Annotated in this window: 26 protein-coding genes and 1 tRNA gene; 10 read left to right on the top strand and 17 right to left on the bottom strand. The window is 33.9% G+C overall.

The window, feature by feature from the left end:
• Positions 1–9: 9 nt before the first annotated feature.
• Entirely contained in the window at positions 10–2,259 is a 2,250-nt protein-coding gene (locus ACFPH8_RS02025) for a TonB-dependent receptor (protein WP_376858260.1), read from the bottom strand.
• Between the two features lie 99 nt (positions 2,260–2,358).
• On the opposite strand from ACFPH8_RS02025, the gene ACFPH8_RS02020 reads away from it, so the two are divergent.
• Positions 2,359–3,015 carry a metal-dependent transcriptional regulator gene (locus ACFPH8_RS02020; RefSeq protein ID WP_376858259.1) on the top strand — a complete coding sequence of 219 codons (657 nt, stop codon included), beginning with the start codon at positions 2,359–2,361 and terminating at the stop codon, positions 3,013–3,015.
• A 43-nt stretch (positions 3,016–3,058) separates the two neighbouring features.
• Positions 3,059–3,478 carry a hypothetical protein gene (locus tag ACFPH8_RS02015; protein ID WP_376858258.1) on the top strand — a complete coding sequence of 140 codons (420 nt, stop codon included), beginning with the start codon at positions 3,059–3,061 and terminating at the stop codon, positions 3,476–3,478.
• Here ACFPH8_RS02015 and ACFPH8_RS02010 read toward each other — a convergent pair.
• The 4 genes from ACFPH8_RS02010 to ACFPH8_RS01995 form a co-directional block, all read right to left on the bottom strand.
• Positions 3,475–3,615, bottom strand: a complete 141-nt coding sequence (locus tag ACFPH8_RS02010; RefSeq protein ID WP_376858257.1) for a FeoB-associated Cys-rich membrane protein — start codon at positions 3,613–3,615, stop codon at positions 3,475–3,477. The two genes, ACFPH8_RS02015 and ACFPH8_RS02010, sit on opposite strands and share 4 nt — an antisense overlap.
• A 13-nt stretch (positions 3,616–3,628) precedes the next feature.
• Positions 3,629–5,728 (bottom strand): ferrous iron transport protein B, encoded by a 2,100-nt coding sequence (feoB, locus tag ACFPH8_RS02005; protein ID WP_376858256.1) that lies wholly within the window; start codon positions 5,726–5,728, stop codon positions 3,629–3,631.
• Entirely contained in the window at positions 5,725–5,955 is a 231-nt protein-coding gene (locus tag ACFPH8_RS02000) for a FeoA family protein (protein WP_248396623.1), read from the bottom strand. The genes feoB and ACFPH8_RS02000 overlap by 4 nt, the downstream gene beginning before the upstream one ends.
• A gap of 72 nt (positions 5,956–6,027) precedes the next feature.
• The gene (locus ACFPH8_RS01995) at positions 6,028–6,699 is read right to left on the bottom strand and encodes an SCO family protein (protein WP_248396620.1); all 672 of its coding nucleotides are present in this window, start codon (positions 6,697–6,699) and stop codon (positions 6,028–6,030) included.
• Positions 6,700–6,812: 113 nt separating this feature from the next.
• Between ACFPH8_RS01995 and ACFPH8_RS01990 the strand changes: the two genes are divergently transcribed.
• The 4 genes from ACFPH8_RS01990 to ACFPH8_RS01975 all read left to right on the top strand — a co-directional run bounded on the left by ACFPH8_RS01990 (position 6,813) and on the right by ACFPH8_RS01975 (position 11,035).
• Positions 6,813–8,750, top strand: coding sequence for a M1 family metallopeptidase (locus tag ACFPH8_RS01990; RefSeq protein ID WP_376858255.1), 1,938 nt, complete (start codon positions 6,813–6,815; stop codon positions 8,748–8,750).
• 73 nt (positions 8,751–8,823) lie between these two features.
• The gene (rseP, locus tag ACFPH8_RS01985; protein WP_376858254.1) at positions 8,824–10,152 is read left to right on the top strand and encodes an RIP metalloprotease RseP; all 1,329 of its coding nucleotides are present in this window, start codon (positions 8,824–8,826) and stop codon (positions 10,150–10,152) included.
• Between the two features lie 94 nt (positions 10,153–10,246).
• A tRNA-Asn gene (locus ACFPH8_RS01980) sits at positions 10,247–10,320 on the top strand.
• 316 nt (positions 10,321–10,636) lie between these two features.
• Positions 10,637–11,035, top strand: coding sequence for a CBS domain-containing protein (locus tag ACFPH8_RS01975; RefSeq protein ID WP_376858253.1), 399 nt, complete (start codon positions 10,637–10,639; stop codon positions 11,033–11,035).
• A gap of 31 nt (positions 11,036–11,066) precedes the next feature.
• Here the strand turns inward: ACFPH8_RS01975 and ACFPH8_RS01970 are convergent, their stop codons facing one another.
• The 4 genes from ACFPH8_RS01970 to ACFPH8_RS01955 form a co-directional block, all read right to left on the bottom strand.
• Positions 11,067–11,726, bottom strand: coding sequence for a hypothetical protein (locus ACFPH8_RS01970; protein WP_376858252.1), 660 nt, complete (start codon positions 11,724–11,726; stop codon positions 11,067–11,069).
• A 21-nt stretch (positions 11,727–11,747) separates the two neighbouring features.
• Positions 11,748–12,344: a mobile mystery protein B gene (locus ACFPH8_RS01965; RefSeq protein ID WP_376858251.1), complete on the bottom strand. Its 597-nt coding sequence runs from the start codon at positions 12,342–12,344 to the stop codon at positions 11,748–11,750.
• Positions 12,335–12,796, bottom strand: a complete 462-nt coding sequence (locus ACFPH8_RS01960) for a mobile mystery protein A (protein WP_376858250.1) — start codon at positions 12,794–12,796, stop codon at positions 12,335–12,337. Before ACFPH8_RS01960 ends, ACFPH8_RS01965 begins: the two co-directional genes overlap by 10 nt.
• Positions 12,797–13,114: 318 nt before the next feature.
• Entirely contained in the window at positions 13,115–13,483 is a 369-nt protein-coding gene (locus ACFPH8_RS01955) for an aminoglycoside phosphotransferase/kinase family protein (protein ID WP_376858249.1), read from the bottom strand.
• Positions 13,484–13,747: 264 nt separating this feature from the next.
• Here ACFPH8_RS01955 and ACFPH8_RS01950 point away from each other — a divergent pair, with 264 nt between their 5' ends.
• On the top strand, positions 13,748–15,547 hold the full coding sequence (locus tag ACFPH8_RS01950) for a hypothetical protein (RefSeq protein WP_376858248.1): 1,800 nt from the start codon (positions 13,748–13,750) through the stop codon (positions 15,545–15,547).
• A 14-nt stretch (positions 15,548–15,561) separates the two neighbouring features.
• Here the strand turns inward: ACFPH8_RS01950 and nadD are convergent, their stop codons facing one another.
• Genes nadD through ACFPH8_RS01935 form a run of 3 tightly spaced genes read right to left on the bottom strand, consistent with a single transcriptional unit; the run spans position 15,562 to position 17,638 of the window.
• Positions 15,562–16,140, bottom strand: a complete 579-nt coding sequence (nadD, locus tag ACFPH8_RS01945; protein ID WP_376858247.1) for a nicotinate (nicotinamide) nucleotide adenylyltransferase — start codon at positions 16,138–16,140, stop codon at positions 15,562–15,564.
• Positions 16,141–16,149: 9 nt separating this feature from the next.
• Positions 16,150–16,740: a guanylate kinase gene (gene gmk, locus ACFPH8_RS01940; protein ID WP_376858246.1), complete on the bottom strand. Its 591-nt coding sequence runs from the start codon at positions 16,738–16,740 to the stop codon at positions 16,150–16,152.
• Between the two features lie 40 nt (positions 16,741–16,780).
• Positions 16,781–17,638: a YicC/YloC family endoribonuclease gene (locus ACFPH8_RS01935; protein WP_376858245.1), complete on the bottom strand. Its 858-nt coding sequence runs from the start codon at positions 17,636–17,638 to the stop codon at positions 16,781–16,783.
• Positions 17,639–17,754: 116 nt separating this feature from the next.
• Here ACFPH8_RS01935 and ACFPH8_RS01930 point away from each other — a divergent pair, with 116 nt between their 5' ends.
• Positions 17,755–18,234, top strand: a complete 480-nt coding sequence (locus ACFPH8_RS01930) for an acyl-CoA thioesterase (RefSeq protein WP_376858244.1) — start codon at positions 17,755–17,757, stop codon at positions 18,232–18,234.
• 273 nt (positions 18,235–18,507) lie between these two features.
• On the opposite strand, the gene ACFPH8_RS01925 is transcribed toward ACFPH8_RS01930, so the two are convergent.
• A complete protein-coding gene (locus tag ACFPH8_RS01925) occupies positions 18,508–18,861 on the bottom strand; it encodes an arsenate reductase family protein (protein WP_376858243.1) in 354 nt (117 codons plus the stop codon).
• 116 nt (positions 18,862–18,977) lie between these two features.
• Positions 18,978–19,691 carry a DUF3298 and DUF4163 domain-containing protein gene (locus ACFPH8_RS01920; protein ID WP_376858242.1) on the bottom strand — a complete coding sequence of 238 codons (714 nt, stop codon included), beginning with the start codon at positions 19,689–19,691 and terminating at the stop codon, positions 18,978–18,980.
• 140 nt (positions 19,692–19,831) lie between these two features.
• Here ACFPH8_RS01920 and ACFPH8_RS01915 point away from each other — a divergent pair, with 140 nt between their 5' ends.
• On the top strand, positions 19,832–20,971 hold the full coding sequence (locus tag ACFPH8_RS01915) for a cystathionine gamma-synthase (RefSeq protein ID WP_248396581.1): 1,140 nt from the start codon (positions 19,832–19,834) through the stop codon (positions 20,969–20,971).
• A gap of 167 nt (positions 20,972–21,138) precedes the next feature.
• Here the strand turns inward: ACFPH8_RS01915 and ACFPH8_RS01910 are convergent, their stop codons facing one another.
• A complete protein-coding gene (locus ACFPH8_RS01910) occupies positions 21,139–21,939 on the bottom strand; it encodes a THC0290_0291 family protein (RefSeq protein WP_376858241.1) in 801 nt (266 codons plus the stop codon).
• A gap of 237 nt (positions 21,940–22,176) precedes the next feature.
• Between ACFPH8_RS01910 and gdhA the strand changes: the two genes are divergently transcribed.
• Positions 22,177–23,520, top strand: a complete 1,344-nt coding sequence (gene gdhA, locus ACFPH8_RS01905) for an NADP-specific glutamate dehydrogenase (RefSeq protein WP_376858240.1) — start codon at positions 22,177–22,179, stop codon at positions 23,518–23,520.
• 31 nt (positions 23,521–23,551) lie between these two features.
• Here the strand turns inward: gdhA and ACFPH8_RS01900 are convergent, their stop codons facing one another.
• Both ACFPH8_RS01900 and ACFPH8_RS01895 read right to left on the bottom strand, forming a co-directional pair.
• Positions 23,552–24,616, bottom strand: coding sequence for an alginate O-acetyltransferase AlgX-related protein (locus ACFPH8_RS01900; protein WP_376858239.1), 1,065 nt, complete (start codon positions 24,614–24,616; stop codon positions 23,552–23,554).
• A complete protein-coding gene (locus ACFPH8_RS01895) occupies positions 24,616–26,040 on the bottom strand; it encodes an MBOAT family O-acyltransferase (protein WP_376858238.1) in 1,425 nt (474 codons plus the stop codon). Before ACFPH8_RS01895 ends, ACFPH8_RS01900 begins: the two co-directional genes overlap by 1 nt.
• Positions 26,041–26,059: the final 19 nt, after the last annotated feature.

Raw genomic sequence — 26,059 nt, 5'->3', positions numbered from 1 at the left:
AATAGAGATTTAACGTAATTTGTAACGAACACCAAAGAAGAATCGAATCCCTTGATTTGGGCCATAAACATAGGATGGATCGAAGGTTAATGCATAGGGATTATCTGGGGTTGGAATAACATTCCCGTTTGGGTCAAATTGTACGTTTTCATCAAACGGATCATTGGCACGTGCAATTATAAATGGATTTCCCTGGTTCGGTGTCCAGTCAAGTATGTTTTTTACGCCTCCATAAAATTCAAAATTGGTTATACCATCATAGGTCAGTTGGATATTTTGAATGCTCCAAACGGGTGAATATTCTTCTCGTGGATCTAAATCACCTAATAGCGGTAAACGCATGGGACCGTATAAATTTCCTGTATAATCTAGCGTTAAATTTGTTGGATAATTTTTATAACTAAATGACCACACACCCGAATAACTTTCGGTTAAAATTTGTTGACTTTGTATGCCATTTTTAATTTGTGAAACATCTTGCCATGTTGCACCAATTGAAGCCGAAATGCCACTTCCAAATGTGGCATCAACACTTAAACTAATACCTTTAGATGTGGAATAACCATCTAGGTTTGAATATATAATTTGGTTGGGATTGGTGTCATAATCTGGTATAATGGCGTTTATAAAATAGGTGTACCATGCCGAGGTATCAAAGGTAAAAAGCATGCCGTTTTTGGCATATAATTTTTTTAAATAATTTAAAGTCACGTTATAGGATTGTTCGGGTTTTAATTCTTCTTTAATAACAACATCGCGAGCCCCAGTTAGTGCAGCATGTTCTTCAGTAAAAAGGTTAACGACGCGGAAACCTGTTCCGGCATTCAGTCTAATAATATCACTTTCTGTGGGTTTGAAGCGGTAAGCTAAACGTGGTGTAAAAATGTTGCCGTGACGTTCATCGTAATCGTAGCGCAAACCTAATAGAAGGCTTTGTTTCTCGTCGAAATCAATTTCATCTTGTATAAATAGGGAGGGAATAGTTACTTCATCAGCATTTATTGTTGCTGTGGTATTATCGTTATAATAATTGTAACGAATAGCTGTGCCTATTAAAAAATCATGATTTTTAATCTGTTTATCCCAAATAAATTGCCCAAAGCCTATACGCTGCTGTGCTAAATAGGGTGTGTTTCCATAAACAGAGTTTTGGTCATGATCCGAATACGAAAATTGGAATGTGATATTTTCAACTATAGGGAGCTGATATTCGCCAATCAATTCATAACGTGATGTATAAATGCTTTCTGCATAAACTTCGTCTCCGCCTCTGTAGCTTTTATTCCAATTTATTTCACCTCCCCAACGATCTTCGTAAAAATAACGACCAGCTAAAGAAAATTTGCGGTTATGGTTTCGTTTAAAATTCCATTTTTGAAAAATAGAAATCCTATCTTGAAGGGTAACGTCTGTAAAATTATCGTGGTTATTATCTATGGGATTATCGTATTTAAAATAGTTGGTTCCAAAAAGAAGCGTGGCTTTTTTACCTACTTTTGTTTTAAACCCAGCGTCTAAATTCCATTCTCCCCATGTATTAATATTGCTTTCGGCAAAGAAAATAGGTGCGTTTTCCGGTAGTTTTGTAATAATATTAATTAAACCGCCAACGGCTCCACTTCCATATAAAGAAGATGCTGGACCTTTTACAATTTCGACTTGTTCAATGAGTGAATTTGGAATTCCAGATAAACCATAAACTGTTGATAGACCACTAACAATAGGCATTCCATCAATTAAGACCAAAGTATAAGGTCCTTCGAGACCGTTGATATGAATGTCTCCTGTATTACAAATATTGCAATTTAACTGTGGTCTAACACCATTAACATTTTGAAGCGCTTCAAATATATTGGATGTTGGGTTCTTTTTAAAAAAGGCAGAGGTGTATATCTCAACTGGTACAGGACTCTCCAATCTAGAAACTGCTTTTAGAGTTCCTGTGATTACCACTTCATCTAAAGATTCGCCGCTTTCCAATGTAAAATTGACGGTTATGTTTTTATCTTCAATAAGTATATTTTTTTTAACGGTTGTATGTCCTGTGAAGGAAGCTACCAACGTGTAATTTCCCGGAGAAATATTGTTTAGGGTATATAAACCATCAGTATTTGTAGTTGTTCCTGTTGTGGTGTTTTCTAGATAAACACTGGCAAAAGGAAGTGATTCACCTTCAGAACCAATGCTGCCAGAAATGCTAAAGCTTGTTTGAGCATAGCTTCCAATACTTGTAAAAATTGCCAGTATAATTAGCCTCATAATAAATATAATTTGGACAAATATAAATAATAATTTAGAGTAGTCTAAAAATATATTTAAAAAGTTTAATATTGTATATTTGGTAGATAACAGATATCTATGATTACGTTAACGGAAGAAAATTACATTAAAGCTATTTATCATTTAGGTAAACAGGGACGCGAGAATGTGAATACCAATGCTTTAGCTGAAGCTATGAATACCAAAGCATCATCAGCAACAGATATGATTCGGAAATTAGCGGAAAAGGATTATGCGAATTATAAAAAGTATAAGGGTGTGACCTTAACAGAATCTGGAAAAAAAATTGCGATTAATATTATTAGAAAACACCGACTTTGGGAGGTGTTTTTGGTGGAGAAGTTAAATTTTACTTGGGATGAGGTTCACGATTTAGCGGAACAATTGGAACATATTAAATCGCAAAAATTAATTGATGAATTAGATGCTTTTTTAGGTCATCCAACGCATGATCCTCATGGAGATCCCATTCCGGATAAACACGGCGAAATTACCTTTGTTGAAAAAATAATATTATCGCAAGCTCAAGAACACCAAAAATATAGTTGTTTGGGTGTGAATGATAGTTCATCTGAATTTCTACAATATTTAAATAAAAACAATATTGGTTTAGGTTCGATTATTGAAGTGATGTATATTGAGCCTTTTGATAAATCTATCAGCATTAAGGCTAATGGTAAATTATTAACGGTTTCTCAAAGTGTGGCGAAAAATCTATACTTAAAAAAGCTCTGAAAATTTGACTACTTTCGAAATTGAAATTCAAAAAAAACAAACTATGTGTAAAAAATGCCTTTTCGGATTATGCTTACTAATTGGTTTTATGGGTTTTTCACAAGAAAAAGTAAACGCAGAAACACCTCTAATTTTAAAAAAGTTGTTCTATCAAAATACTTTAATAGTTGATGATTATACCGTAAAATTTAGTGAGGTAATTACAGATTCTCGCTGTCCTAAAGGTGTAACCTGTGTTTGGGCTGGCGAAGTGGTTTTTGAATTAGTAATTAATGAAAATGGAAAATTAATAAGCACAGAAACGTTTAAAATTCCACCTACGAGTTACACCATAGAAGAGCGCAAAGCGTTGTTTATAGATGGGGAATTAAAACTTTATTTATATAACGTGCTGCCGTTTCCAGAAGCCGAAAAGCAAACTGAAAAAACGGCCTATTACATCCAGTTTTCAGGTGTTAATTAGTGGCAGCCACAACCATCGTCACCACCACAATTTTTTGAATTTTTCCTTTTAGGACTCCAAATAAATTTCCGAATTAAAAATAAGATGGCCAGACCTAGAATGGTAAAAGCGATAATATTTTGAATAATTGGACCCATTTTTCTATAAAAATTATTTTAATAATTGATAGGCAATTAAAGCTACTACATAAGCAAAAACGGTCATAACTATCAATTGCCAAGCTGGCCATTTCCAACTGTTAGTTTCACGTTTTACTATAGCCAACGTACTCATACACTGCATGGCAAAGGCATAAAATAGCAAGAGTGAAATTCCGGACGCAAAGTTAAATAAAGGACCACCTAAAATAGGGTTAACCTCACCAGCCATACGGTTTTTAATGGTTTCTTCTTCATCGCTTCCTACGTTGTAAATGGTAGCTAATGTTCCTACAAAAACTTCACGTGCTGCAAACGAACTGATTAGAGCAATACCTATTTTCCAGTCGTAACCCAACGGGCGAATGGCAGGTTCAATAGCGCGACCGGTTATACCAATATACGAATGTTCTAATTTATATGAATCTACGTGCTGTTCTATTTCAATATCTGTCAAATTTTGATTGGCATATTGTTCTGAAACAATAGCTTCGGCATTATTGAAATTTTCACCAGGACCATAAGAAGCTAAAAACCACAATACAATAGAAATAGCCAAGATTATTTTACCAGCACCAAATACAAAAGATTTTGTTTTCTCAAGAACCGTTATGGCTACATTTTTAAGAAGTGGGAGTTTGTAATTAGGCATTTCTACCACAAAAAATGTTTTGCTCTTTATTTTAAGAATTTTATTTAAAATCCAAGCGGAACCAACCGCTGCGCCAAATCCTATTAAGTATAATAACATTAATGTTAAGGCTTGAAAACTTAATCCTAGAAAACGGCCTTCTGGAATTACAAGGGCAATAATGATTAAGTAAACGGGTAATCTGGCCGAACAGGTAGTGAAAGGTGTAACTAAAATGGTAATTAATCGTTCTTTCCAGCTTTCAATATTCCGCGTCGCCATAATTGCTGGAATGGCACATGCTGTACCCGAAATTAATGGAACTACACTTTTTCCACTTAATCCAAATCTTCGCATAACACGATCCATAAGAAAAACAACACGACTCATATAACCACTTTCTTCCAAGATGGAAATAAAGAGGAATAAAAAGGCAATTTGTGGAATAAATATAACAATACCGCCAATTCCCGGAATAATACCTTCAGAAATTAAATTGGTTAGCGTGCCTTCTGGCATCACATTTTTTGTCCATTCGCTTAATGAAGCAAAAGAGCTATCAATAAAATCCATTGGAATGCTAGACCAATCATAAATAGCTTGGAAAATGGTTAAAAGTATCAAACCAAAAATAACATAGCCCCAAACTTTATGCGTCAAGATACGATCCAAACGAATGCGTAAATCTTTAGCCGTATTTAAATCAATAGTTTGTCCTTTTTTCAGTGTATTATTAATAAACTGATAGCGTTTAATAGTTTCTTTTTGCTGAAGACGCTTTAAATCAGCATTGGTTTTTGTTTTAAAATCGGCAACGGCATCAATGGTGTTCCGATCCATTTTTCCAAAATTAACATCCTGTGTTATTACTAACCACAATTTGTATAATAACTGATTTGGAAATGCTTTTTGTAGGTTATTAAAATAGTCTTTATCAATTTCCGAAGCGTTCATACACGGTTCATTTGATAAATCCTTATAGTTAGCAATTAGTTCTTTAAGTTCTAAAATACCTTGCTTTTTTCTGGTACTAATAAGGGCGATTTTGGTATTTAGTTGCTTTTCTAAATAGGGTATGTCTAAACTTATTCCTTTATAATCCATTCTATCAGCCATGTTAATAGCAAGAATTGTTGGAATTTCAAGGTCTTTAATTTGTGTAAATAATAATAGATTTCGTTTGATGTTTTCTACATCGCACACAACGACAGCAACATCAGGAAAATCTTTATCGTTTTTATTAAGAAGTAATTCAATAACCACATTTTCATCTAAAGATGAGGCGTTTAAACTGTAGGTTCCCGGTAAATCTATAATATGGGCTTTAACACCACGCGGTAGTTTACAAATCCCTTCTTTTTTTTCAACCGTAATACCAGGGTAATTACCCACTTTTTGATTTAAACCGGTTAAGGCGTTAAAAACAGACGTTTTTCCTGTATTAGGATTCCCTATTAATGCAACGTTAATTTGCTTGCTCATCTAGAAATTTCTATTTGAATGTGAATGGCTGTTTCTTTTCGGATTGCCAAATGACTTCCGTTAATGTTTAAATACATCGGATCAGCAAAAGGTGCCATTTGAACGAGCTCAACGGTGTTGCCTGGTAGGCAACCCATTTCTAATAGTTTTAGGGGAATATGTATAGAGGACACATCGACAATAATGCCTATTTCACCACGTTTAATTTCTGCTAATGTCACCTGCAAGCTTATTTAGATTGATTTTAAAGAAGCAAAAATAATGTAAAAAGTTAGGGTAAAAAAATTGTGCTAATAAAACTATTCAGAATCTTTCTTTAGTATGTGAATATCAGCAATTAAGCGTTTAATTTCTTCTGGTTTGGTACCATCATAAAAGCCGCGGATTTGGCGTTTTTTATCAATAAGCATGAAGTTTTCCGTATGAATCATGTCATAAGGATCAAAACCTTCAATATCTTTTACAGCCAAATAGCTTTTTCGTGCTAGGTCATAAATTTGTTTTTTATCACCTGTTACTAAATTCCATCGGGAATCATCAACACCTTTTTTTAGTGCATATTTTTTTAATTGCGCAACCGAATCAATTTCTGGGGTAACTGTGTGCGATAGTAACATAACATCGGGTTCATCTTTCAGTTCTTTTTGAATGTAAACCATATGATCCGTCATAATCGGACAAATGGTCTGGCAGGTTGTAAAAAAGAAATCGGCTACATAAATTTTATTTTCATAATCCGCTTGGGTTACGGTTTTTCCATTCTGATTGGTTAAACTGAAATCGGCAATTTTATGGTATTTTTTTTGGTGTTGAATGGTACTATCTACTAATTCAAAATTAACCATAGCGGGTTGGTAAATTGGCAAAGGCTTTTCAACATTTAAAATATTGTAAATAACGGCCATTATTATAATTGAAATAATCAGGAAAACGATAGCAAAATACTTGTAGTCTTTAAAAAATGACAGCATACTGAATGTTTTTGAAGTCTGTTAATAGAACAATTCTGATGCAAAATTACAACAGAATAGAGATTTAAGTGGTATTTTTAACATTCATTATTATTTTAGTTAAAAACCAGCACATGAAACCGTATTTATTTCTCCTATTATTTTTAATTGCAACACCATTTATGGCGCAGGATTATGTAAAATCCTTCAATAAAATTCAAGAGGCTGAAGCCAAAATGGCCTTAAAAAAAATGAATCAACGTTTTAGCCTAAATACGGGCAATTACGATGTAAAATATCATCGATTAAATTTAACGGTTGATCCAGCTGTTGCATTTATTTCGGGAGATGTTACTACATATTTTGAAGCGAAGGAAGCCTTATCACAAATTACATTTGAATTAACAGATAATATGATGGTTTCCCAAATTACGCAGCGCGGAACTAGTTTGGCTTTTATTCATAATGCTGCGGATGAAGTGGTTATTACCTTACCGCAAATTCAAAATACAGGTGTTTTAGACTCATTGACGATTACCTATTTTGGAAATCCGGAAAGTTCGGGTTTCGGTTCATTTGAGCAAACTACACATAGTGGAACACCGGTAATTTGGACCCTTTCAGAGCCTTATGGCGCTAAAGGGTGGTGGCCATGCAAACAGGACTTAATTGATAAAATAGACTCCATAGATGTTTATTTAACGACACCTCAATTTACACCAAATAATGAGGAATATGTGTCTGTTTCCAATGGATTGGAAATAAGCCAGACGGTTTCTGGAAATTATAAAACCACAAGATTTAAACACAATTATCCTATTCCTGCCTATTTAATTGCTATTGCCGCAACCAATTATACGGTGTATTCTCACGAAGTAGCTAATAATGGAGCGCCATTTGATATTGTAAATTATGTGTATCCAGAAAATTTAGCCTATGCACAAGCTAGCACACCAATTACAGTTGATATTATGAATGTGTTTTCAAACCTTTTTGAAAGCTATCCATATGCCGATGAAAAATATGGTCATGCTCAATTTGGCTGGGGAGGCGGCATGGAGCATACAACGGTTTCCTTTATGGGAAGTTTTGGTCAAAACCTAATAGCACATGAATTGGCGCATCAGTGGTTTGGAAATAAAGTTACCTGTGGCAGTTGGAAAGATATTTGGTTGAATGAAGGGTTTGCAACGTATTTAGCTGGATTAGCTGTAGAGAACTTGGATGGTAATGACGAGTTCAGAGCTTTTAAACAAGCGCGCGTTGCTTCTATTACCTCACAACCTGGAGGTGCTGTGTATTTGTCTGATTCAGATACCACCAGTGTTAACCGTATTTTTAGTAGTCGGTTAAGTTATAATAAAGGGTCTATGGTTGTGCATATGCTTCGGAAAAAACTCGGTGACGTCCCATTTTTTCAAGCTATGAATGTTTACTTAAATCACCCAGACCATGCTTATGCATACGCAAAAACAGATGAATTTATTAATATTGTTGAAACCTCTACCGGTGAAGATTTAACGGAGTTTTTTAACGATTGGATTTATAATCAAGGGTATCCTACCTACACATTATCCTGGAATCAGCCATCTTCAACTTCGGTATATTTACATGTATCTCAAGTGCAAAGTCATGCGTCTGTCAGCTTTTTTGAAGTGCCAATTCCTGTCCGATTGATTGGCACCAATGGCGAAACACTAGATGTTATTTTAGATAATACTAGTAATAATCAAGGCTTTTTAAAAACCGTCAATTTTACGGTTGCTGATGTGCTTTTTGATCCTGAAAGTGATATCATATCCAAAAACAATTCGGTAACACTATCCACGGAAAACTTTGATTTAGAAGCCAATTTAATGGTGTATCCAAATCCAACTTCTAATAGGATTCATATTCAGAAGCCAGAAAGCTTGCAGATTAATAATGTGAAAATTTACAATGCATTAGGGCAGCTTTTGGAAACGCGTTCATGGAGTTCTAGCATGGATTTTTCCGGCTACGCTTCTGGAATACTATTTGTTAAGTTTGAAACGAATAGTGGTATTATAAACAAAACCGTGTTAAAAAAATAGCAATAAAGCGCTTATAGTTTTCTAAATGGTGTTAAAACACTACTTTTGTGCGCTATAAAAAGAAGAATCTCTTATGACAATTATATTAATAAAGGCAGCACAATTATTTTTAAGTCTGTCTATTCTTATTGTTTTACATGAATTAGGTCATTTTATTCCTGCAAAATTATTCGGAACACGTGTAGAAAAGTTCTACCTGTTTTTCGATATTAAGTTTTCATTATTCAAGAAAAAAATTGGCGATACCGTTTACGGAATCGGCTGGTTGCCATTAGGTGGTTACGTAAAAATTGCTGGAATGATTGATGAAAGCATGGATAAGGAACAAATGGCTCAACCACCACAACCATGGGAATTTAGAACCAAGCCAGCATGGCAACGCTTAATAATTATGCTTGGTGGTGTATTTGTAAACTTCGTATTAGGTTTCGTTATTTATATGATGATATTGTTTGTTTGGGGAACGGACTACACAACTAAGGACGATATTAAATATGGTTTTGGTGTTACTAAAACTATGGAGCAATACGGTTTCCAACAAGGTGACAAAATAGTATCGGTAGACGGCAAGCCTTTTTCTGAAGTTACAGATATTACGTCCCACTTACTATTTAGAGATGTTAAAGAAATACAAGTAGAACGTGAATCCGGAGTTACCGAAACGCTAACATTGCCAGAAGATATAGGAACGCAGTTGTTTGAGGCTGGCGATTTACCTGCCATGGCACCACGAACACCATTTGTATTAGATTCTATTGTGCCAGATTCCCCAGCTGAAAAAGCAGGACTTTTGGTTACGGATAAATTAGTTAATATTAATGGAATAGAAATAAATTACCTAACGGATTTGTCTTTTGTACTGAAAAACACACAAGCACCAGAAGTAAGTCTTGTTGTAGAACGTAATGGCGAAAATGAAATTTTAAAAGTAACTCCAAGTGATGATGCTACTATTGGTATAATAACCAAAGGAACCGATCCAGACTATGTAAAAATTAACCATAAGGATTATTCCTTTGGCGAAAGTATTACTAAAGGGGCCGCATTAGGTTATTGGACTATTAAGGATTATTTGGCACAGTTTAAATACATTTTCACGAAAAAAGGTGCAGCTCAAGTGGGTGGATTTGCAGCCATTGGAAATATGTTTCCACCATCATGGAACTGGAAAGCTTTTTGGGCTATTACCGCTTTCCTATCTATTATGTTAGGTGTTTTAAATTTATTGCCGATTCCTGCCTTGGATGGTGGTCATGTTATGTTTTTAATTTACGAAATGATTTCGGGTAGAAAACCGGGCGATAAATTTATGGAGTATGCGCAACTAGTTGGTTTCATACTACTTATATCCTTGGTGTTGTTTGCAAATGGAAATGATATTTACAAAGCGATTTTTGAATGACAATAAAGATGAAAATTTTTTTCAGAAAAAATCAAATCTTGTTTTGTTGTAATTAAAAATATATATATATTTGCCCTCGCAAAAGCGATAACACTCCTCCTTAGCTCAGTTGGTTAGAGCATCTGACTGTTAATCAGAGGGTCCTTAGTTCGAGCCTAAGAGGAGGAGCACAGTTAGACAAAGCCTTTACAGAAATGTAAAGGCTTTTGTTTTTTAGGTAGGTCAAGCATAGGTCGAACATTTGAATGATAAACGCTTAAAACGTCGCCTGTTTAATTCACATCTCATTTTATCAACTGTGGAAGCATACAACAGAAAAAGCTAAAAAGTGTTTTAGTTGCTACTTCTTTATTTTCTACATTGTCTATTCAACTTAATATGATTAATATCATATGAATTAGGCTCACATAATCTTATATTTACAATTATGGCGAGTGGATGGTTATTTCTGCTTTTAGTATTATAAAATTTAAACCAAGAGTTTATGAAAATACAAGTAAAAGATTTTATGTCAGCACCAGTTATTACAGCTAAAGGAGAAAACAGTGTTATTGAGGTAAGAGCGCGAATGAAGGATAAAGGAATTAATGCTATTCCCATTATATCCTATTCCAAAGACATATTAGATACGGAGATGATTATACGCGGTATTGTCACCACGACGGATATGAATAAAGATGTTCAAGAAAGCACGACTGTGGAAGATGTCATGACATCATCTAGAGTTCATGTAGTCCATATGAATTCAAGCGCTAATGCGGCCGCTAAAATGATGCTGAGGCACGACGTACACCACATGGTTGTAATGGACGAAGGAAATATAGTAGGCATGATTAGTTCTTTGGATTTTGTGAAATTGGTTGCAGAATATTCTTTGGAATAAACGTTTACTTGATTTAAATAGGAGTTGTTCATTACTTACCGTTGGTTTTTAATTTTTCCATTTCAGATTTTTGTTTGTCAGTCAGGGGTATTTGGTGTAATTCAATTGCCAATGTTGACTCATTTAGGTTTTCAAAATTAATATTCTTTATTTTTTCTTTTTGAAATAGGTTTACAACATTTTGTGAGCAAAAACGATGCATAGTTGAATGTCCTTCGTCATCTGGGTTACTCATAAATAAATCAGAATCGTCACAAGAATCATCGTTAAAATAAAAACCTTTAATGTGAGGTTTGGTGTACACTCCAATTTTGCTTAATACTATTGAGCTTTTAGAATAATCTCGATGGCCACAGCGACCAGTTATAATAAGTCCGAAAAAATTTTGGTCAATCAATTCATTCTTTTTTGAGCGAATTTCAACATTGTATGTTTTCCAACCTGTAATTCCATTTGATTTAAATAACCTAATTACTCTTTCGCTAACTATTAGCGGAAAAGCATTGGTTGTCCAAATTATATCATAAAGGGTTTGTCCACCCATTATATGTTTTACCGTAACCGTTTCTGTTATGTGTTTTTCTCCTCTTGAAATTTTAGGTTCGGCCAAATCAAAATTTTCAATAACACCTCTAAATGGACGATTAGAATAAGATTCTCTAATCAGAAATATTTTGTTGTAGTTCAGCATCTTTTTCAGTTTAAGCTAATTTTAGTTTTTTGCAAATTCAATTAACGATGTAAAATTACCATTATCAGCTTCTCTCAAGGATTTTATATACTTATTTCGTGTTTCGCTAGCTTTTACCGTATTTGATTGATGCCAAGTAAATATGTCATTCCCGAATATGGATTCCATAATAATGTCAGCCATCATTCGGGAGTGCCTTCCATTTCCATTTGGAAAGCAATGAATGGATACTATGCGATGTTTAAATCTTATAGCTATTTCTTCAGGCGGAAAAGTTTTGTGTTCTATCCAGTATTTCGTGTCGTCCAGTAAATTTTTTAATTCAATTCCAATTTGTGTCCAAGGGATTCCAATGTTTTTTTCAGTCATTCTGAATTCACCTGCCCATTTCCATACATCGCCATACATTTTTTTATGTAAGTCTTTTACAAATTTTTCCGTTAAAATTTTTTCAGGTTTCAATTTTGTATGAATGGTCCATTCGACAGCTTTTTCAATATTCAATTGCTCAAATTCATCCAGTTCCCCTTGCGTAGTAATTGACTTCATTTTAAGACCCTCCTTTTCAACTTCGTCTAAAGGTGTTTGTCCTACTTTATAATCAAATTCTAATCCCATAATGATTTTTTCATCTCGCGTTTTATTTCACTAGCCAGTTCCTCTATTGTTTTAGCTAGTTTTTCATCGCCAATTCCTTGGTCTTCTAATTTCATATTTTGATTGGTTCTTAATACAATCTTTCTGGCCAGATTTTCTGCTTTTATTTCAACTAAATCGTTGATGGTCCCATTTATTGGCACTAGTGCATATATTAATTTTAAATCCAGTGCATGGGCTACATCTTTTAAAGATTTGAGCGTTATGGAACCATTAGCCTCACTTTCTTCAATTCTTTTTACACCTTGTCGTGTTATATTTAATTTGGCGCCAAGTTGTGCCATTGTCATATTGAGAGATGTTCTAATTGTATTTATCCATCCGCGTTGTGGAACCATGATCTTTCGGGTTTCAGCGAATGGACGAAGCTTTTGGTCTAACTGCTCAATTAAAAGTTTGTGCTTATTTCTCATTTTTTGTAAAGCTTTAAGTTTACAAAATAATAAAATTGTAAACATATGCATTTACAAATATATAAAAAAGTAATCTTATATGTTTACAATAAATAAAAAAAGTAAACAATTAGGTTTACTTTTTAATGATACTGTTAAATTTAATCCAACGGTTTTGTGAATGAAAAGTGCGGGTTTTTGTTAGCGGATTTTCGGAACGAAAATCTTACCCACTATTTTTAAAATCAAAGTTTGGGCTGTACAGTTCATAATTCTGTCCTTCGGTTTCATTATGAATTTTGGCCATAATTTCGCCAATAGCAAAACAGGTGTCTGGTTTCATAACGCGAATTTTGTCACCCCTTTAGCAAAGGAAAAAAGTACCACATGGCGCAGTCCTTCTGGTGCTTGAATGTCTTGAATTACGATCCCATTTTTGTCAGCAATAGGAAATGAAACCGAAAGGTTGTTGTTTTTAAGTTGGTTTAATAAACGTAATTCTTCCTGAATTTCCGTTTTTGTTCGCCAGTTATAGCAGTAAACCCGAATAACATAAGTGGTTTGCCCATCTGTAATAAAGTAGGTATGGTTTAAACCTGTTCGGTATAACTTACAGCTAAAATTTGCCGCTAGTTGATACGTGTCTTTTATGAAGTTGCCTAAAGCGGTTTCAGAGAGAGTTGAGGCAGAAACAGGGAAGGTAGTCATGCGGTGGTTTTATGGCAGATTGCAGAACATGAAATAGATAGGTACATGTTACAGTTTTTAAAAGTAATAATTAAAACCTATTGGTGTACATATTTCTTCTGAAAAGATAAATGCAGAAAGGTAAAGGCTTGACGTATATCAACAATTGTTTTTAAAATTTTCTAATCTAAAATAATAAAAGACTAAAAGGTATGATATTTATCATCTTTTAGGAAGTTTACATTTAGCACTTTTGCGGCTTAATTATTTTTTAAAATACACATCATGAGAGCATCCAACCACACACATAATTTCCATATTCCTGTTATGGGTTTAGCCTATACCATAGATAGCCCTATTCGTGTGGCGCAATACGGGATTTCGTCTGTAATTTCAATTATTGACGATGAGCTTTTAGAACGTATGAACGCTTTTTATAGTGAAAAATTTAGTCTGCCTTATCAGGAAATTTCTAAAAAGGTGGACGATTATCGTGCTAAACGTATTACAGCATATTTAAACTTGGTTGATACCATTGTTAAAAATAAGTTTGTAAAATTTAAAGAAGAAATTTCAGAAAGTAAATCGGCTTTAGAGAATTTTATAGATATGCTTCCCAATAAGTCCAACATCAAACAAGGACTTTCAAATTTGTTAGATGAAGGTTTGATGCTTAAAGATAGCATTAAAAACTATGTAGACTCTCATTTATCGGCTGGTGAAATTGATGTGAATATCATGACCAAAATTGATAAAGAAAACTTTATTAAATCGGAACAATTACCAGTAGAATTTAATGATGCACACGCATCACTTCGCGGTTTTGCTAATAGTAATTTAAGTTCGTCTGTGGTGCTTTCGGCAGGTATGAACCCAAGATTGTATAGTTATTTTGAAAATTTCATCGATTTTTATCCCAATGCCAAAAATCAGATTAAAAAGAAAATTATTTTAAAAGTAAGCGATTTCCGTTCTGCTATAATTCAGGGGAAATTTTTAGCTAAAAGGGGTCTTTGGGTGTCTGAATACCGAATTGAATCTGGTTTAAATTGTGGTGGTCATGCCTTTGCTACAGACGGGCATTTGTTGGGACCCATTTTAGAAGAATTTAAAAGCAAAAAATCAGAACTAATACAAGACACACATAACGTTTTTGTAAAAGCATTAACAGATAAAGCGTTGTATATCCCAGAAAAGCCATTAGATATAAAAATAACCGTTCAAGGTGGTGTTGGTACGGCTGCGGAACACGATTTTTTAATTGACAATTATCAGGTAGATTCTGTAGGTTGGGGCAGTCCATTTTTATTAGTTCCAGAAGCTACATCTGTGGACATCGAAACACGCAAGTTATTGGCAGAAGCTAAAGAATCCGATTTGTATTTAAGCGGTATTTCGCCATTAGGCGTGCCTTTTAATACCATTAAGGGAACCTCTAACGAGTTTTATAAGCAAACCCGTATTGATAACAACAAAGCGGGAAGTTCCTGTCCTAAAAAGTTTTTAGCCTTGAGTAAAGAGTTTGGGCCAGAAGGTATTTGTACGGCATCCAAAAAATATCAGGATGTAAAATTGGAGGAATTGGAGGCGAAAAAAGAAACGTTGACGGCTACTGTTTTTGAAATGACAAAAAACAAAATTACTGAAAAAGCCTGTCTTTGTGTTGGTCTTGCCAATGCATCTTATCTGGAAAATGATATGCCTATAAAAGGGCAACAGCAAGGTGTGGTAATTTGTCCGGGACCCAATTTAGCTTATTTCGATAAAGAGGTTTCATTGGCACAAATGGTTAAGCATATTTATGGAAAAACATCCGTTTTATCGGATACTTACAGACCGAATATGTTTGTAAAAGAGCTGAAAATGTATGTGGATTATTTAAAGAATGACATAGCCATGTTTACAGATGATTTATCCGCGAAGCAAATTAAAAAATGGACAATCTTTAAAGCTAATTTATTAGAAGGTGTGGGCTATTATCAAAAGCTGTTTAAGGAAACGATGGAGCCAAATACAACTGTAATTCAGGCTGATATTATGGTTTATGAGCAGGCTATAAATAGTATTGAAATTCCTGTTTTATAGTTGGTTGAAAGGATTTATTTATAAAAATTCATCTCGTCAATATACTGCCAAACGGTTTGAGGCAACATGGGTTTTACGTTGATTCCGTCTTTTATAGATTGCCTGATAAATGTAGAAGATAGTTCTATAATAGGCGCATTTATATGATGAATGCGTTTATGGCCATCAAATTGGGTTTCAATGATGCCTTCAGAAATTCTAGGATAGACGTAAATATCATGATTATCCAAAATAACTTGGTAGTTTTTCCATTTGTGAAAGCTTTTTAAATTGTCTTCACCCATAATTAAGGAAAATTCATGATGAGGATATTTTTCCTGTAAATGTGCCAAAGTATTTACCGTGTAATTGGGTTGTGGCAATGCAAATTCAATATCGCTTGGTTGGAGTTTGTCATACTCTTCGGTGGCGCGAAAAACCATTTCCAAACGTTGGTAATTATCTAATAAGGATTGTTTCTTTTTAAACGGACTTTGTGGTGTAACAACTAACCAAATTTGATCCAAATCACTTTGTTCAGCAAGCTGATTGGCAATAATAAGATGTCCAATATGAATAGGGTTAAAGGTTCCGAAGTATAAGCCTATTTTCATGGGTTTTATTTAAGATTTTAAAAAATTAGAAACCAAACTTTCGGCTTCTACCAATGCTTTTTCCAAGTTATCATTTTCAATAATAACATCAAAAAGGGGTGCTGTTGCTAATTCTGCAGATGCTTTAGCAATCCGCATATTTATTTTATCGTCTGTTTCTGTTTTACGCTTTTTTAGTCGAATTTTTAATTCGTCAATGCTGGGTGGTTTTACAAAAACAGCGAGAGTTTCCTTTGGGAATTTCCGCTTAATACGTAAACCGCCAGAGACGTCAATATCAAAAATCACATGTTTGCCTTGCGCCCAAATACGTTCCACTTCCGTTTTTAAAGTGCCATAAAAATTATCACGATATACCTCTTCCCATTCAAGAAATTCATTCGCTTTAATTTTGTTTTTAAACTCCTGAGCCGACAGAAAATAATAGTCTTTAGCGTCTATTTCGTCACCGCGTTTTTCACGAGAGGTAGCAGAAATAGAAAACTCCAAATTTAAAGCGTCTAACCCTAAAAGATGACGGACAATAGTGGTTTTTCCAGATCCTGAAGGAGCAGAGAATACAATAAGTTTACCTGTATGGTTGTTGGTTTCTTGTGTCAAAGTAATTTTATTTTAAAAACGGATAGAAAAGGATTATCTATTATAGTACGTTTAAGAGTTGTTCTTTTATTTTCTCCAATTCATCTTTCATTTGCACGACTAATTTCTGCATAGGTGCATAATTACTTTTGGATCCAATGGTATTGATTTCACGACCCATTTCCTGACCAATAAATCCTAATTTTTTACCGTTGGAATCGTCAGAATCTAAAGCCTGAATAAAATAATCTAAATGGTTTTTTAAGCGCACTTTTTCTTCCGTTATATCAAATTTTTCGATGTAGAAAACTAGTTCCTGCTCAAATCTATTTTCGTCAACTTTTTCTTTCAATTCTTCAACACCTTTGCGTAAACGCTCACGAACACCTTCAATACGGTCTGGATCCATGGCAATAATGTCTTCTAAAATATCAGCGATATTTTGAACACGATTTCTAAAATCCAATTCTAGAGCTTTCCCTTCATCCAAACGATAGGTGTCAATATTTTTTAAAGCTATTTTTACTTCATTTAAAATAAGGTTCCATTCGTTTTCATCAATTTCTTCACGTTCGGTATTTAACGCATCTGGAAAACGTACAGCCATTTTTAGCAGTTCCGTATCATCACCATCCACCAATTCTTTGAGCTGCTTCATATATTGTTTTACAGCTGGTTTGTTAATTTGTGTGCTGGTTTCTTCGCCAGTCATTTCCACATAAATAGAGAAATCAATCTTACCACGTTCTAATTGATTACCAATTAACTTGCGTAAACTCAATTCTTTTTCTCTGTAAATTGAAGGCATTCTGGCATTCAAATCTAGGTTTTTACTATTTAACGATTTTACTTCAATCGTTACTTTTTTGGTTGGTAACTGTAAAACAGATTTCCCATAACCAGTCATTGAATGTATCATAATTCTTAAATAAAGTTGCACAAAGGTAATTAAAACTGAAGGTTTAGAAAACTGTGAGCGAATATTATGCGTAGCAAGTAGATTTATGTAATTTTGTAACTAATTTTTTTATAAAAATGTATACCAAACAATTCGAAATTCGTTGGAGCGATGTGGATGCCAACAGACATTTAGCAAATAGTGCATATACCAATTTTATGAGTCACACGCGAATGGCTTTTTTAATTGAAAAAGGGTTTTCTATGAAGGAGCTTGCACATTTTAATATTGGTCCAGTGGTTTTTTATGAACACATGTATTATTTTAAAGAAGTGTTTATGGGAAAACCATTAACGGTAAGTTTGGAAGTTTCTGGATTGAGTGAAGCTGGTATGTTTTTTAAATTCGACCATAATTTCTACAACCATAAAGGCGAAAATATAGCACATTGTGAAATGCTTGGTGCTTGGATGGATTTAAAAACACGAAAATTAGTCGATTTACCTGCGGAGTTATTAGAGCAAGCCGAGACGTTTCCGAAGACAAAAAATTTCAAGTATTTAACAAAAGAAGACACACGCGTAGGAAGCAAAAAGCCCGTGCATTTAAATATTTAATTTTGGTTTTTTAGTTACTAAATAAACACTAGTAATTATAAATCCTGCAGCTACAAGTTTTACCACATTCATGGTGTTACTGCCTATTAATATGGCGAAATTGTAAGCAATAATAGGTTGCGTATACAAAAACTAACTACAGATGCCTTTAAATGGTGCAGGGAAAATTGGGTTTTATATGGTCTGCATCTAGGACATCATTTTGTAAAGGTGAAGTTAAAACCATAAATAACCTGAATCAAGAAAACGGCAATAAGCGCAATAACCCGTGTATTATTCAATTAAAGCTGCCTTTAAATTTTCTATTGTCTTTTTGGAATTCCCTATAAAAATCTGATCATTAAAAATAACAACTGGTCGGCTTAAAAAGGTATAGTGTTCTAGAATATATTGTTTATAATCAGCTTCGGTTACGTTAGCATTTTTTAAATCCATTTCGCTATACAGTTTTGCACGCTTGCTAAAAAGTGCTTCATAACTACCAGATAGTTTCTGCATGGCTTCAAGCTGTTTAACCGTTATAGCGTCCTGTTTTATATCTTGAAACTCAAAGCCAGAAGGCCAATTGATGCTATTAATTATACGTGTACAGGTATTGCAGGTTTTTAGAAAGTAAACTTTTTTCATAAATATAAAGGCTGTTTTAAGAATACGGCACAAAGTAATCCCATTTATAGAAAAAAACAAGATTATAGCCAGTCGCTTTGTTTGGGTGTAAAGGTGAAAGTGAATCTAGCCTTTTATTACATAAAATTTAAATATGGTACTAAATCATCAAAAGGAATGGTGAATTCGGTTAAACCTGTGGAATATGGCGCTACTTCATAACTGTTGTAAAGTAGAATAACGCCGGTATCATTAAAGCCTATATTTTGAGGGAGGACAAAGTTATCAGGTTCAAAATAGAGTTCTTTTTTGTCCGCTATTTGATCGTTAAAATAATCCTCTGCCACTGTTTTAAAGGCATTCATATCGTTAAATAATTGTTCGTTTTTAAGTGATTGACCTGTTAAGGCATCAAAATTTAAAAACGAAACAACCAAGCTGCCATGAGCACCTCCTGTATTGAGATAATTGGTAATAACAACAGAAATAACGGCTTCAGATTGATACATAATTTCACCATCAATTTGTGCTTCCCATTCTAAAGCACTTTCAGGAAATTCAGATTTAAAACTTGCGTATTCTGAATTAAATTTGTCGATGCTTTCTGAAATGGACATATTTTTTGCAACCGAATCTTCATCCAAATTTAAACTTGCACTAATCATAGCTTCTATAGATGCATTGATGTTGTTTTTTACAGTTTCAACGCCTTCTGCTTGAGGTATATTTATTTCAACAATCTTGTTTTGATTGGTGGTAAAGTTTTTTTCTGAAAATGTGATTTTTGTTTCTTCATCTTCACACGAAAAAATAAGAAAAATAAGAGATAAGAGTACAATTGAGCGTTGCATAAAGATAGTGCGTTAATTAATTATTAAAGATAATTATTGCATTTGAATACACCGAATTAAACCCTAACTTTATGAAAATATTATTTAATCATACATGAAGTTTTATATTTAATAAAACTTTGCAATGAACACTATAAAAGATGAAATTCAATACCAAAACAATTCACGGTGGGCAAAAACTGGACCCAGCTTATGGTGCCGTGATGCCACCAATCTATCAAACAACAACGTATGCACAAAGCACGCCTGGAGGACATAAAGGATTTGAATATTCACGCAGTAAGAACCCAACCCGGAGTGCATTAGAAAACGCCGTTGCTAGTATTGAGAATGGTAATTACGGAATGGCTTTTGGTTCGGGATTGGCAGCAATTGATGCCGTAATCAAGTTGTTGGAGCCGGGTGATGAGGTTATTTCTTCAAACGATTTATATGGTGGGTCATATCGATTGTTTACATCTATATTTAAGAAATTCGGTATTACTTTTCATTTTGTTGATATGAAAAATGCCAATACAATTGAAAACTATGTGAATGCCAACACAAAACTGCTTTGGTTAGAAACACCAACCAACCCAATGATGAATATTATTGATATTAAGGCGTGTGCTGCAATTTCCAAAAAGCATAATTTGTTATTAGCAGTAGATAATACCTTTGCTACACCTTATTTACAGCAGCCATTGGAATTAGGAGCTGACATTGTTATGCATTCTGCAACCAAATATTTGGGTGGTCATAGTGATGTGGTATTGGGTGTTTTGGCTGTAAAAGATAAAGAACTTGCTGATAAATTATACTTTATTCAAAATGCCAGTGGTGCTGTTTGTGGTCCGCAGGATAGTTTTTTAGTTTTAAGAGGTATCAAAACATTGCATATTAGAATGCAACGTCATTGTGAAAATGGTCGTGCGGTTGCTGAATATTTAAGCACACATGCTAAAATAGAAAACGTGTATTGGCCAGGATTTGAAAATCATCCAAACCATGTGATTGCCAAAACACAAATGAAAGATTTTGGCGCTATGATTTCATTTACCACGAAAGGGAATAATTATGAAGACGCTATAAAAATTGTGGAAAAGTTGAAAATTTTCACTTTAGCGGAATCTTTAGGTGGTGTGGAATCCTTGGCTGGACACCCGGCTAGTATGACCCATGCGAGTGTTCCGAAAGAAGAACGTGAAAAAACAGGCGTTGTAGACTCCTTAATAAGGTTGAGTGTTGGGATTGAAGATATAGACGATTTAATTGCCGATTTAAAACAGGCTATCGGTTAACGAATCAGAAGAAAAGAAAGTGGCTATCTAAAATGTCAAATTTTACTTTAAATGTCACATTAAGCGCAGTTGAAATATTAGGGTTTCAAAATTTAAAAACTTTGATAGCGTTTAGCTATACCTGGACACTTTTAGGTAGCTTTTTTAGACGGTGGAAGGTTTCTTTTTTAATCTAAATAATAAATGTATCCAACGTTAAGCCAAAGCAAATAATCGTTGTTTTTATTGGATTCTAATTGGTGATTTAAACCATCTATCCAGTCACTAAAATACGTTTGTAGTCGTAAATCTAGCATTAAATCTGATAATGTGGTTAATTTGTAACGCACACCAACACTCGTTACCATGGACCAAGCACTTCCTGAAGAGGGATTGATAGAGCCTGGCTCCCAAGCGTCCCAAAAATTATTAGCATTAAGAATATTGTTATCTGCTATGCCAGTGGCGGGATCAACATATGTAGTATAGGCTTTAGGGTTATACGAGGTATAGTGAGCACCAAGACTTATAAATGGCGCTAATCGGTAACTAAAAGATTGAAATTCTCTAATGCTCAACGGGAAATATTCCAGTTGCATACCAATGTCAAAATTATTTGCTTCACCAGTATGTCTTCGTAGTTTTTCTGCATTTTCGCCACTACCTTCTGCCCATTGGCCATGGTGATCTAATTTTGTTTTATTGAAAGATATTTCACTTCGTAATTTAAAGTGATCATTAAAATAAGTGTCTGTAGAATAACAGTTACAATCTGCTCTGTAGGCAAAATTTATATAGTGAACAATACCAATACCAAAACCGGAGTTTCCGTAGTTGGTGCCTTCATGATTACGAACACCAAAATCCGATCTAAACTGAACAGGTCCAACAATGGCACCTATTTCATGTGAAAATCCTAATTGCGAATATCCGGAATGCAAACCAGCAAACAGGAGTATAAAAACAGGTAATAGTTTCAATTTGAGCATAGTCTGATTCTCATGTGTTTAGAGCAAATTACTAACAAATATATAAAATAGACGTAACTACCCAAATTTATTTCGCAATTACGAGTATAAATGTATGTAATTAACTCTTAAAAAAACAAATTATTTTAAAGATGTTACAATTATGAATAATAAAAAAATAAACGATGTTTTTTAAAGATAATGTATATTTGTAGCTATATAACTAATTATTATAAAATTTTTTAAAGTAAAACATAAATGAAAGATAAAATTGACACTTTTTTAAACTTGGTAAAAAAGAAAGATGGCCATGAACCTGAATTTCTACAAGCTGTACACGAAGTTGCGGAAGCTGTAATTCCTTTTATTGAAGAAAACCCTAAATATAAGGGAAAAATGTTGTTAGAACGGATGGTGGAGCCGGAGCGTACTATTGTATTTCGAGTTCCTTGGATTGATGATCAAGGACAAACTCAAGTAAATAGAGGATTTAGAGTGGAATTCAACTCGGCTATTGGACCCTATAAAGGAGGGTTGCGTTTTCATCCATCTGTAAACTTAAGTATTTTAAAGTTTTTAGGTTTCGAACAAGTGTTTAAAAACTCTTTAACCACCTTGCCCATGGGTGGCGGGAAGGGTGGGTCAGATTTTGACCCGAAAGGAAAAAGTGATAATGAAGTTATGCGTTTTTGCCAATCTTTTATGTCTGAATTGTTTCGGCATATTGGTCCAAATACAGATGTTCCAGCCGGTGATATAGGTGTTGGAGGTCGTGAGGTTGGTTTTATGTTTGGTCAGTACAAGCGATTGCGTAATGAATTTACGGGCGTTATAACTGGTAAAGGAATCTCTTTTGGAGGATCATTAATTCGTCCAGAAGCCACCGGTTATGGCTGTGTATATTTTGCGCAAAACATGCTAGCTACTAAAGGCGATTCGTTAAAAGGTAAAACGGTAGTAGTCTCGGGTTCTGGAAACGTTGCCCAATATGCTTGCGAGAAAATTACGGAATTAGGAGGTAAGGTTGTAACAATGTCTGATTCTTCAGGTTATATTCATGATAAAGCCGGAATTGATGCGGAAAAACTAGCTTATATAATGGACATTAAAAATGTTCAAAGAGGACGTATTAGTGATTACTTAACTAAATATTCATCTGCTAAATTCTATAGTGGTGACAGGCCATGGTCAGTGGCTTGTGATGTTGCTATGCCGTGTGCCACTCAAAATGAGTTAAATGAAGCGGAAGCAAATACGTTGATTAAAAATAAAGTGACTGTTGTAGCTGAAGGCGCAAATATGCCTGCAACACCAGAAGCCATTGAAGCCTTTCAAAAAGCTCAAGTTATGTTTGCGCCAGGAAAAGCATCTAATGCTGGAGGTGTTGCTACATCAGGTTTAGAGATGAGCCAAAATTCATTGCGTTATAATTGGACTCGCGAAGAGGTAGATGATAAATTACATGATATTATGGATGCTATTCATGAATCTTGTGTTACCTATGGTAAACAAGATGATGGCTATATAAACTATGTAAAAGGAGCAAATATTGCTGGTTTTGTAAAAGTAGCCGATGCCATGCTCGCTCAAGGTGTTGTTTAAATTAATGAAACACTTGGATATAAAGGGTCTCCTAGTTTTCTAGGAGGCTTTTTTTCTTAAACAGAACATCTATATTTCGTTCAACAATTTCGAAAATTACGATATCAGGTTTTTCTTCTTCAATCTGTTTTTTATTTACAGTGTAATTTTTCACATAATTAATAGCGTGAAAACTTTCATTAAAATAGGGCATCCAATTATAAGAGAATGAATCATAATGCATAAAAAGCTTCGGGTTAGCATGGTTGTTTTTAGCAGCATTAATTGATGATGCTTTTTTTGTAAGTGTTGGCGCAGTTTCTTCTATATTCAGATTAATCATTTTTATAATATCACCTTGCTTAACGGGCTTAACTTGAATGTTATAATCTTCTAGGGTAACAGTTGGAATCGCATAATCTTTATTTATAGTCTTCATGGTTTCTTGATAACCAATAAATGCACCAAATTCATTCCAGTGGGAATCTGTTTTTAAGTATAATTGATTGGTGTTTTTCTCGGCTATCATTGACCTAGTTAAATCTATGATTTCGAAATTTATTTGTGCTTTTAAATAATTTTTTAAGACACTTAAATTGGATTCATAGACCTTAAATTGGTATGGTAATTGTTCCCTGTAAACCGTGTTTTTATTAGGTGGCACAACGATATAAAATGCAATATTATGGTTGTTTAAATAGGTTTTAAGTTCTAAAATTCTTCTACTAATTTCTTGGAGTTCTTCTGTATTAAAAGTATTGTTTCCAAAGGCATTATTAAGTGAATTGTTATAGCTGTTTCCTAAAAAATACCAGCCATTTAAACCTTTTACCACTTTATTTGGCATAGGAGTTTCTTGAAGCGTATGAGATTTAAAATCAATATAGTTGTTTACCAATGTGGTTTTTAATCCGAAGTTTTCTGTGTAGTAATTTTTAAATTCAGTAAGGGAATGGATTGGTTGGTTTAAATCAAAATTTGGTACTTCTTGAAAAGCTCTATTTTCATTATTTTCCGTTGTTTCCAATTTGAAAAACATAACCACATTAGGTGCTACTATCATCATTATAAAAATGATAATAAAAAGCCAATGTAATATGTTTTGTTTGTTTTTCATTAAAAGCGGAAATATATAAACGGGTTATAAGAATCGGTTGCTATGTAAGTGAAACATATAAATAAGAGAATAAAAAGACCAATTAATTTTAATGGTAAAAACATGTTTTTAGTGCCCGATGTTAGGTTGGAGTTAAAAACACCAGAAACTATCTTTTTATAAATTGGTGTGGATAGTAAAAGTGCGGCAAATAGTACAATTAACATTTCTTTGGTTAAATAAAAGCTTAAAAAAGCTGTATTGGTTTCAAGTGAGAAATTGAACATGGTCATCAAATAATGGAACGCATCAGTCATGGTGTCGTTTCTAAAAAACACCCAAGAAATATTTAAAACGAAAAGAAAATATAAATGCGATAAAAACGCCGGGCGCTTTGAATCCGTGTCTTTAAAATTCCATTCAATGATGATAAATAAACCATGGAAAAGTCCCCAAAATATAAAAGTCCAATTAGCACCATGCCATAAGCCTGTAACAAAGAATACAATAATTAAATTGGTGTAGGTGCGCCATTTGCCTTCTCGACTTCCTCCAAGGGAAATATATAAATAATCTTTAAACCAATTTGAAAGTGTTATATGCCAACGTCTCCAAAATTCTCTGATGGATTTCGAAATATAGGGGTAATTAAAGTTTTCGGGAAAATTAAAACCAAACATTTTGCCTAATCCTATTGCCATATCAGAATATCCTGAAAAATCGAAATAAATTTGAAAACTATAAACTATAGTTCCCAGCCAAGCAATAAGCATAGAAGATTCAGATGGTGGTAAATTAAAAATGGCGTCTGCCAAAACCGCACAATTATTGGCGATAATCATTTTTTTAGAAAGACCAATTATAAAACGTTCTGCGCCTTCATAGAAAAGCGATGTGGTTACCGTTCTACTTTTTAACTCTTTTTCAATTACAGCATACCTTACAATTGGACCAGCAATGAGTTGTGGAAATAAAGTGACATAAGTTGCGAAATCAATAAAATTTTTACATGCTTTTACCTGACCGCGATAGACATCAATGGTATAAGACATGGTTTGGAAGGTGTAAAAACTAATACCTATTGGCAGCGCAATATTGGAGAAATTTAAAGCACCCTCTGGACTCATATTAAAACCTTCTAAAAGGCTAATTAGGTTACTGGAAATAAAATTGGCATACTTAAAATAGAGTAGAATGGATATATTAAATGTAATAGAAATATATAAACCAAGTTTCCTTTTTCCTTTGCTGATAATTAAACCGCTAATGTAATCTACAGCCGCTGATAGTAGGATTAGCAGGACTAATTCTTTTTCTCCCCACGTATAAAAAACAAGGCTAAAAGCTAAAAGTGTAAAGTTTTTAAATTTTTTAGGTGTTAAAAAATAGACAAACAATACAAGCGGAAGAAATAAAAATAAAAATATAGGACTGCTAAATAACATTAAATAAGCCTAGTTAATA

This window comes from Bizionia hallyeonensis (assembly GCF_042657385.1).
GTDB lineage: Bacteria > Bacteroidota > Bacteroidia > Flavobacteriales > Flavobacteriaceae > Algorimicrobium > Algorimicrobium hallyeonense.
This window is presented reverse-complemented; position numbering and strand designations above follow the sequence as displayed.

Excerpts from the sequence above, each read along its gene's own strand:
- ACFPH8_RS02025 (WP_376858260.1), bottom strand. The coding sequence starts at position 2,259 with ATGAGGCTAATTATACTGGCAATTTTTACAAGTATTGGAAGCTATGCT.
- ACFPH8_RS02020 (WP_376858259.1), top strand. The coding sequence starts at position 2,359 with ATGATTACGTTAACGGAAGAAAATTACATTAAAGCTATTTATCATTTA.
- ACFPH8_RS02015 (WP_376858258.1), top strand. The coding sequence starts at position 3,059 with ATGTGTAAAAAATGCCTTTTCGGATTATGCTTACTAATTGGTTTTATG.
- ACFPH8_RS02010 (WP_376858257.1), bottom strand. The coding sequence starts at position 3,615 with ATGGGTCCAATTATTCAAAATATTATCGCTTTTACCATTCTAGGTCTG.
- feoB (WP_376858256.1), bottom strand. The coding sequence starts at position 5,728 with ATGAGCAAGCAAATTAACGTTGCATTAATAGGGAATCCTAATACAGGA.
- ACFPH8_RS01995 (WP_248396620.1), bottom strand. The coding sequence starts at position 6,699 with ATGCTGTCATTTTTTAAAGACTACAAGTATTTTGCTATCGTTTTCCTG.
- ACFPH8_RS01990 (WP_376858255.1), top strand. The coding sequence starts at position 6,813 with ATGAAACCGTATTTATTTCTCCTATTATTTTTAATTGCAACACCATTT.
- rseP (WP_376858254.1), top strand. The coding sequence starts at position 8,824 with ATGACAATTATATTAATAAAGGCAGCACAATTATTTTTAAGTCTGTCT.
- ACFPH8_RS01975 (WP_376858253.1), top strand. The coding sequence starts at position 10,637 with ATGAAAATACAAGTAAAAGATTTTATGTCAGCACCAGTTATTACAGCT.
- ACFPH8_RS01970 (WP_376858252.1), bottom strand. The coding sequence starts at position 11,726 with ATGCTGAACTACAACAAAATATTTCTGATTAGAGAATCTTATTCTAAT.
- ACFPH8_RS01965 (WP_376858251.1), bottom strand. The coding sequence starts at position 12,344 with ATGGGATTAGAATTTGATTATAAAGTAGGACAAACACCTTTAGACGAA.
- ACFPH8_RS01960 (WP_376858250.1), bottom strand. The coding sequence starts at position 12,796 with ATGAGAAATAAGCACAAACTTTTAATTGAGCAGTTAGACCAAAAGCTT.
- ACFPH8_RS01955 (WP_376858249.1), bottom strand. The coding sequence starts at position 13,483 with ATGACTACCTTCCCTGTTTCTGCCTCAACTCTCTCTGAAACCGCTTTA.
- ACFPH8_RS01950 (WP_376858248.1), top strand. The coding sequence starts at position 13,748 with ATGAGAGCATCCAACCACACACATAATTTCCATATTCCTGTTATGGGT.
- nadD (WP_376858247.1), bottom strand. The coding sequence starts at position 16,140 with ATGAAAATAGGCTTATACTTCGGAACCTTTAACCCTATTCATATTGGA.
- ACFPH8_RS01935 (WP_376858245.1), bottom strand. The coding sequence starts at position 17,638 with ATGATACATTCAATGACTGGTTATGGGAAATCTGTTTTACAGTTACCA.
- ACFPH8_RS01930 (WP_376858244.1), top strand. The coding sequence starts at position 17,755 with ATGTATACCAAACAATTCGAAATTCGTTGGAGCGATGTGGATGCCAAC.
- ACFPH8_RS01925 (WP_376858243.1), bottom strand. The coding sequence starts at position 18,861 with ATGAAAAAAGTTTACTTTCTAAAAACCTGCAATACCTGTACACGTATA.
- ACFPH8_RS01920 (WP_376858242.1), bottom strand. The coding sequence starts at position 19,691 with ATGCAACGCTCAATTGTACTCTTATCTCTTATTTTTCTTATTTTTTCG.
- ACFPH8_RS01915 (WP_248396581.1), top strand. The coding sequence starts at position 19,832 with ATGAAATTCAATACCAAAACAATTCACGGTGGGCAAAAACTGGACCCA.
- ACFPH8_RS01910 (WP_376858241.1), bottom strand. The coding sequence starts at position 21,939 with ATGCTCAAATTGAAACTATTACCTGTTTTTATACTCCTGTTTGCTGGT.
- gdhA (WP_376858240.1), top strand. The coding sequence starts at position 22,177 with ATGAAAGATAAAATTGACACTTTTTTAAACTTGGTAAAAAAGAAAGAT.
- ACFPH8_RS01900 (WP_376858239.1), bottom strand. The coding sequence starts at position 24,616 with ATGAAAAACAAACAAAACATATTACATTGGCTTTTTATTATCATTTTT.
- ACFPH8_RS01895 (WP_376858238.1), bottom strand. The coding sequence starts at position 26,040 with ATGTTATTTAGCAGTCCTATATTTTTATTTTTATTTCTTCCGCTTGTA.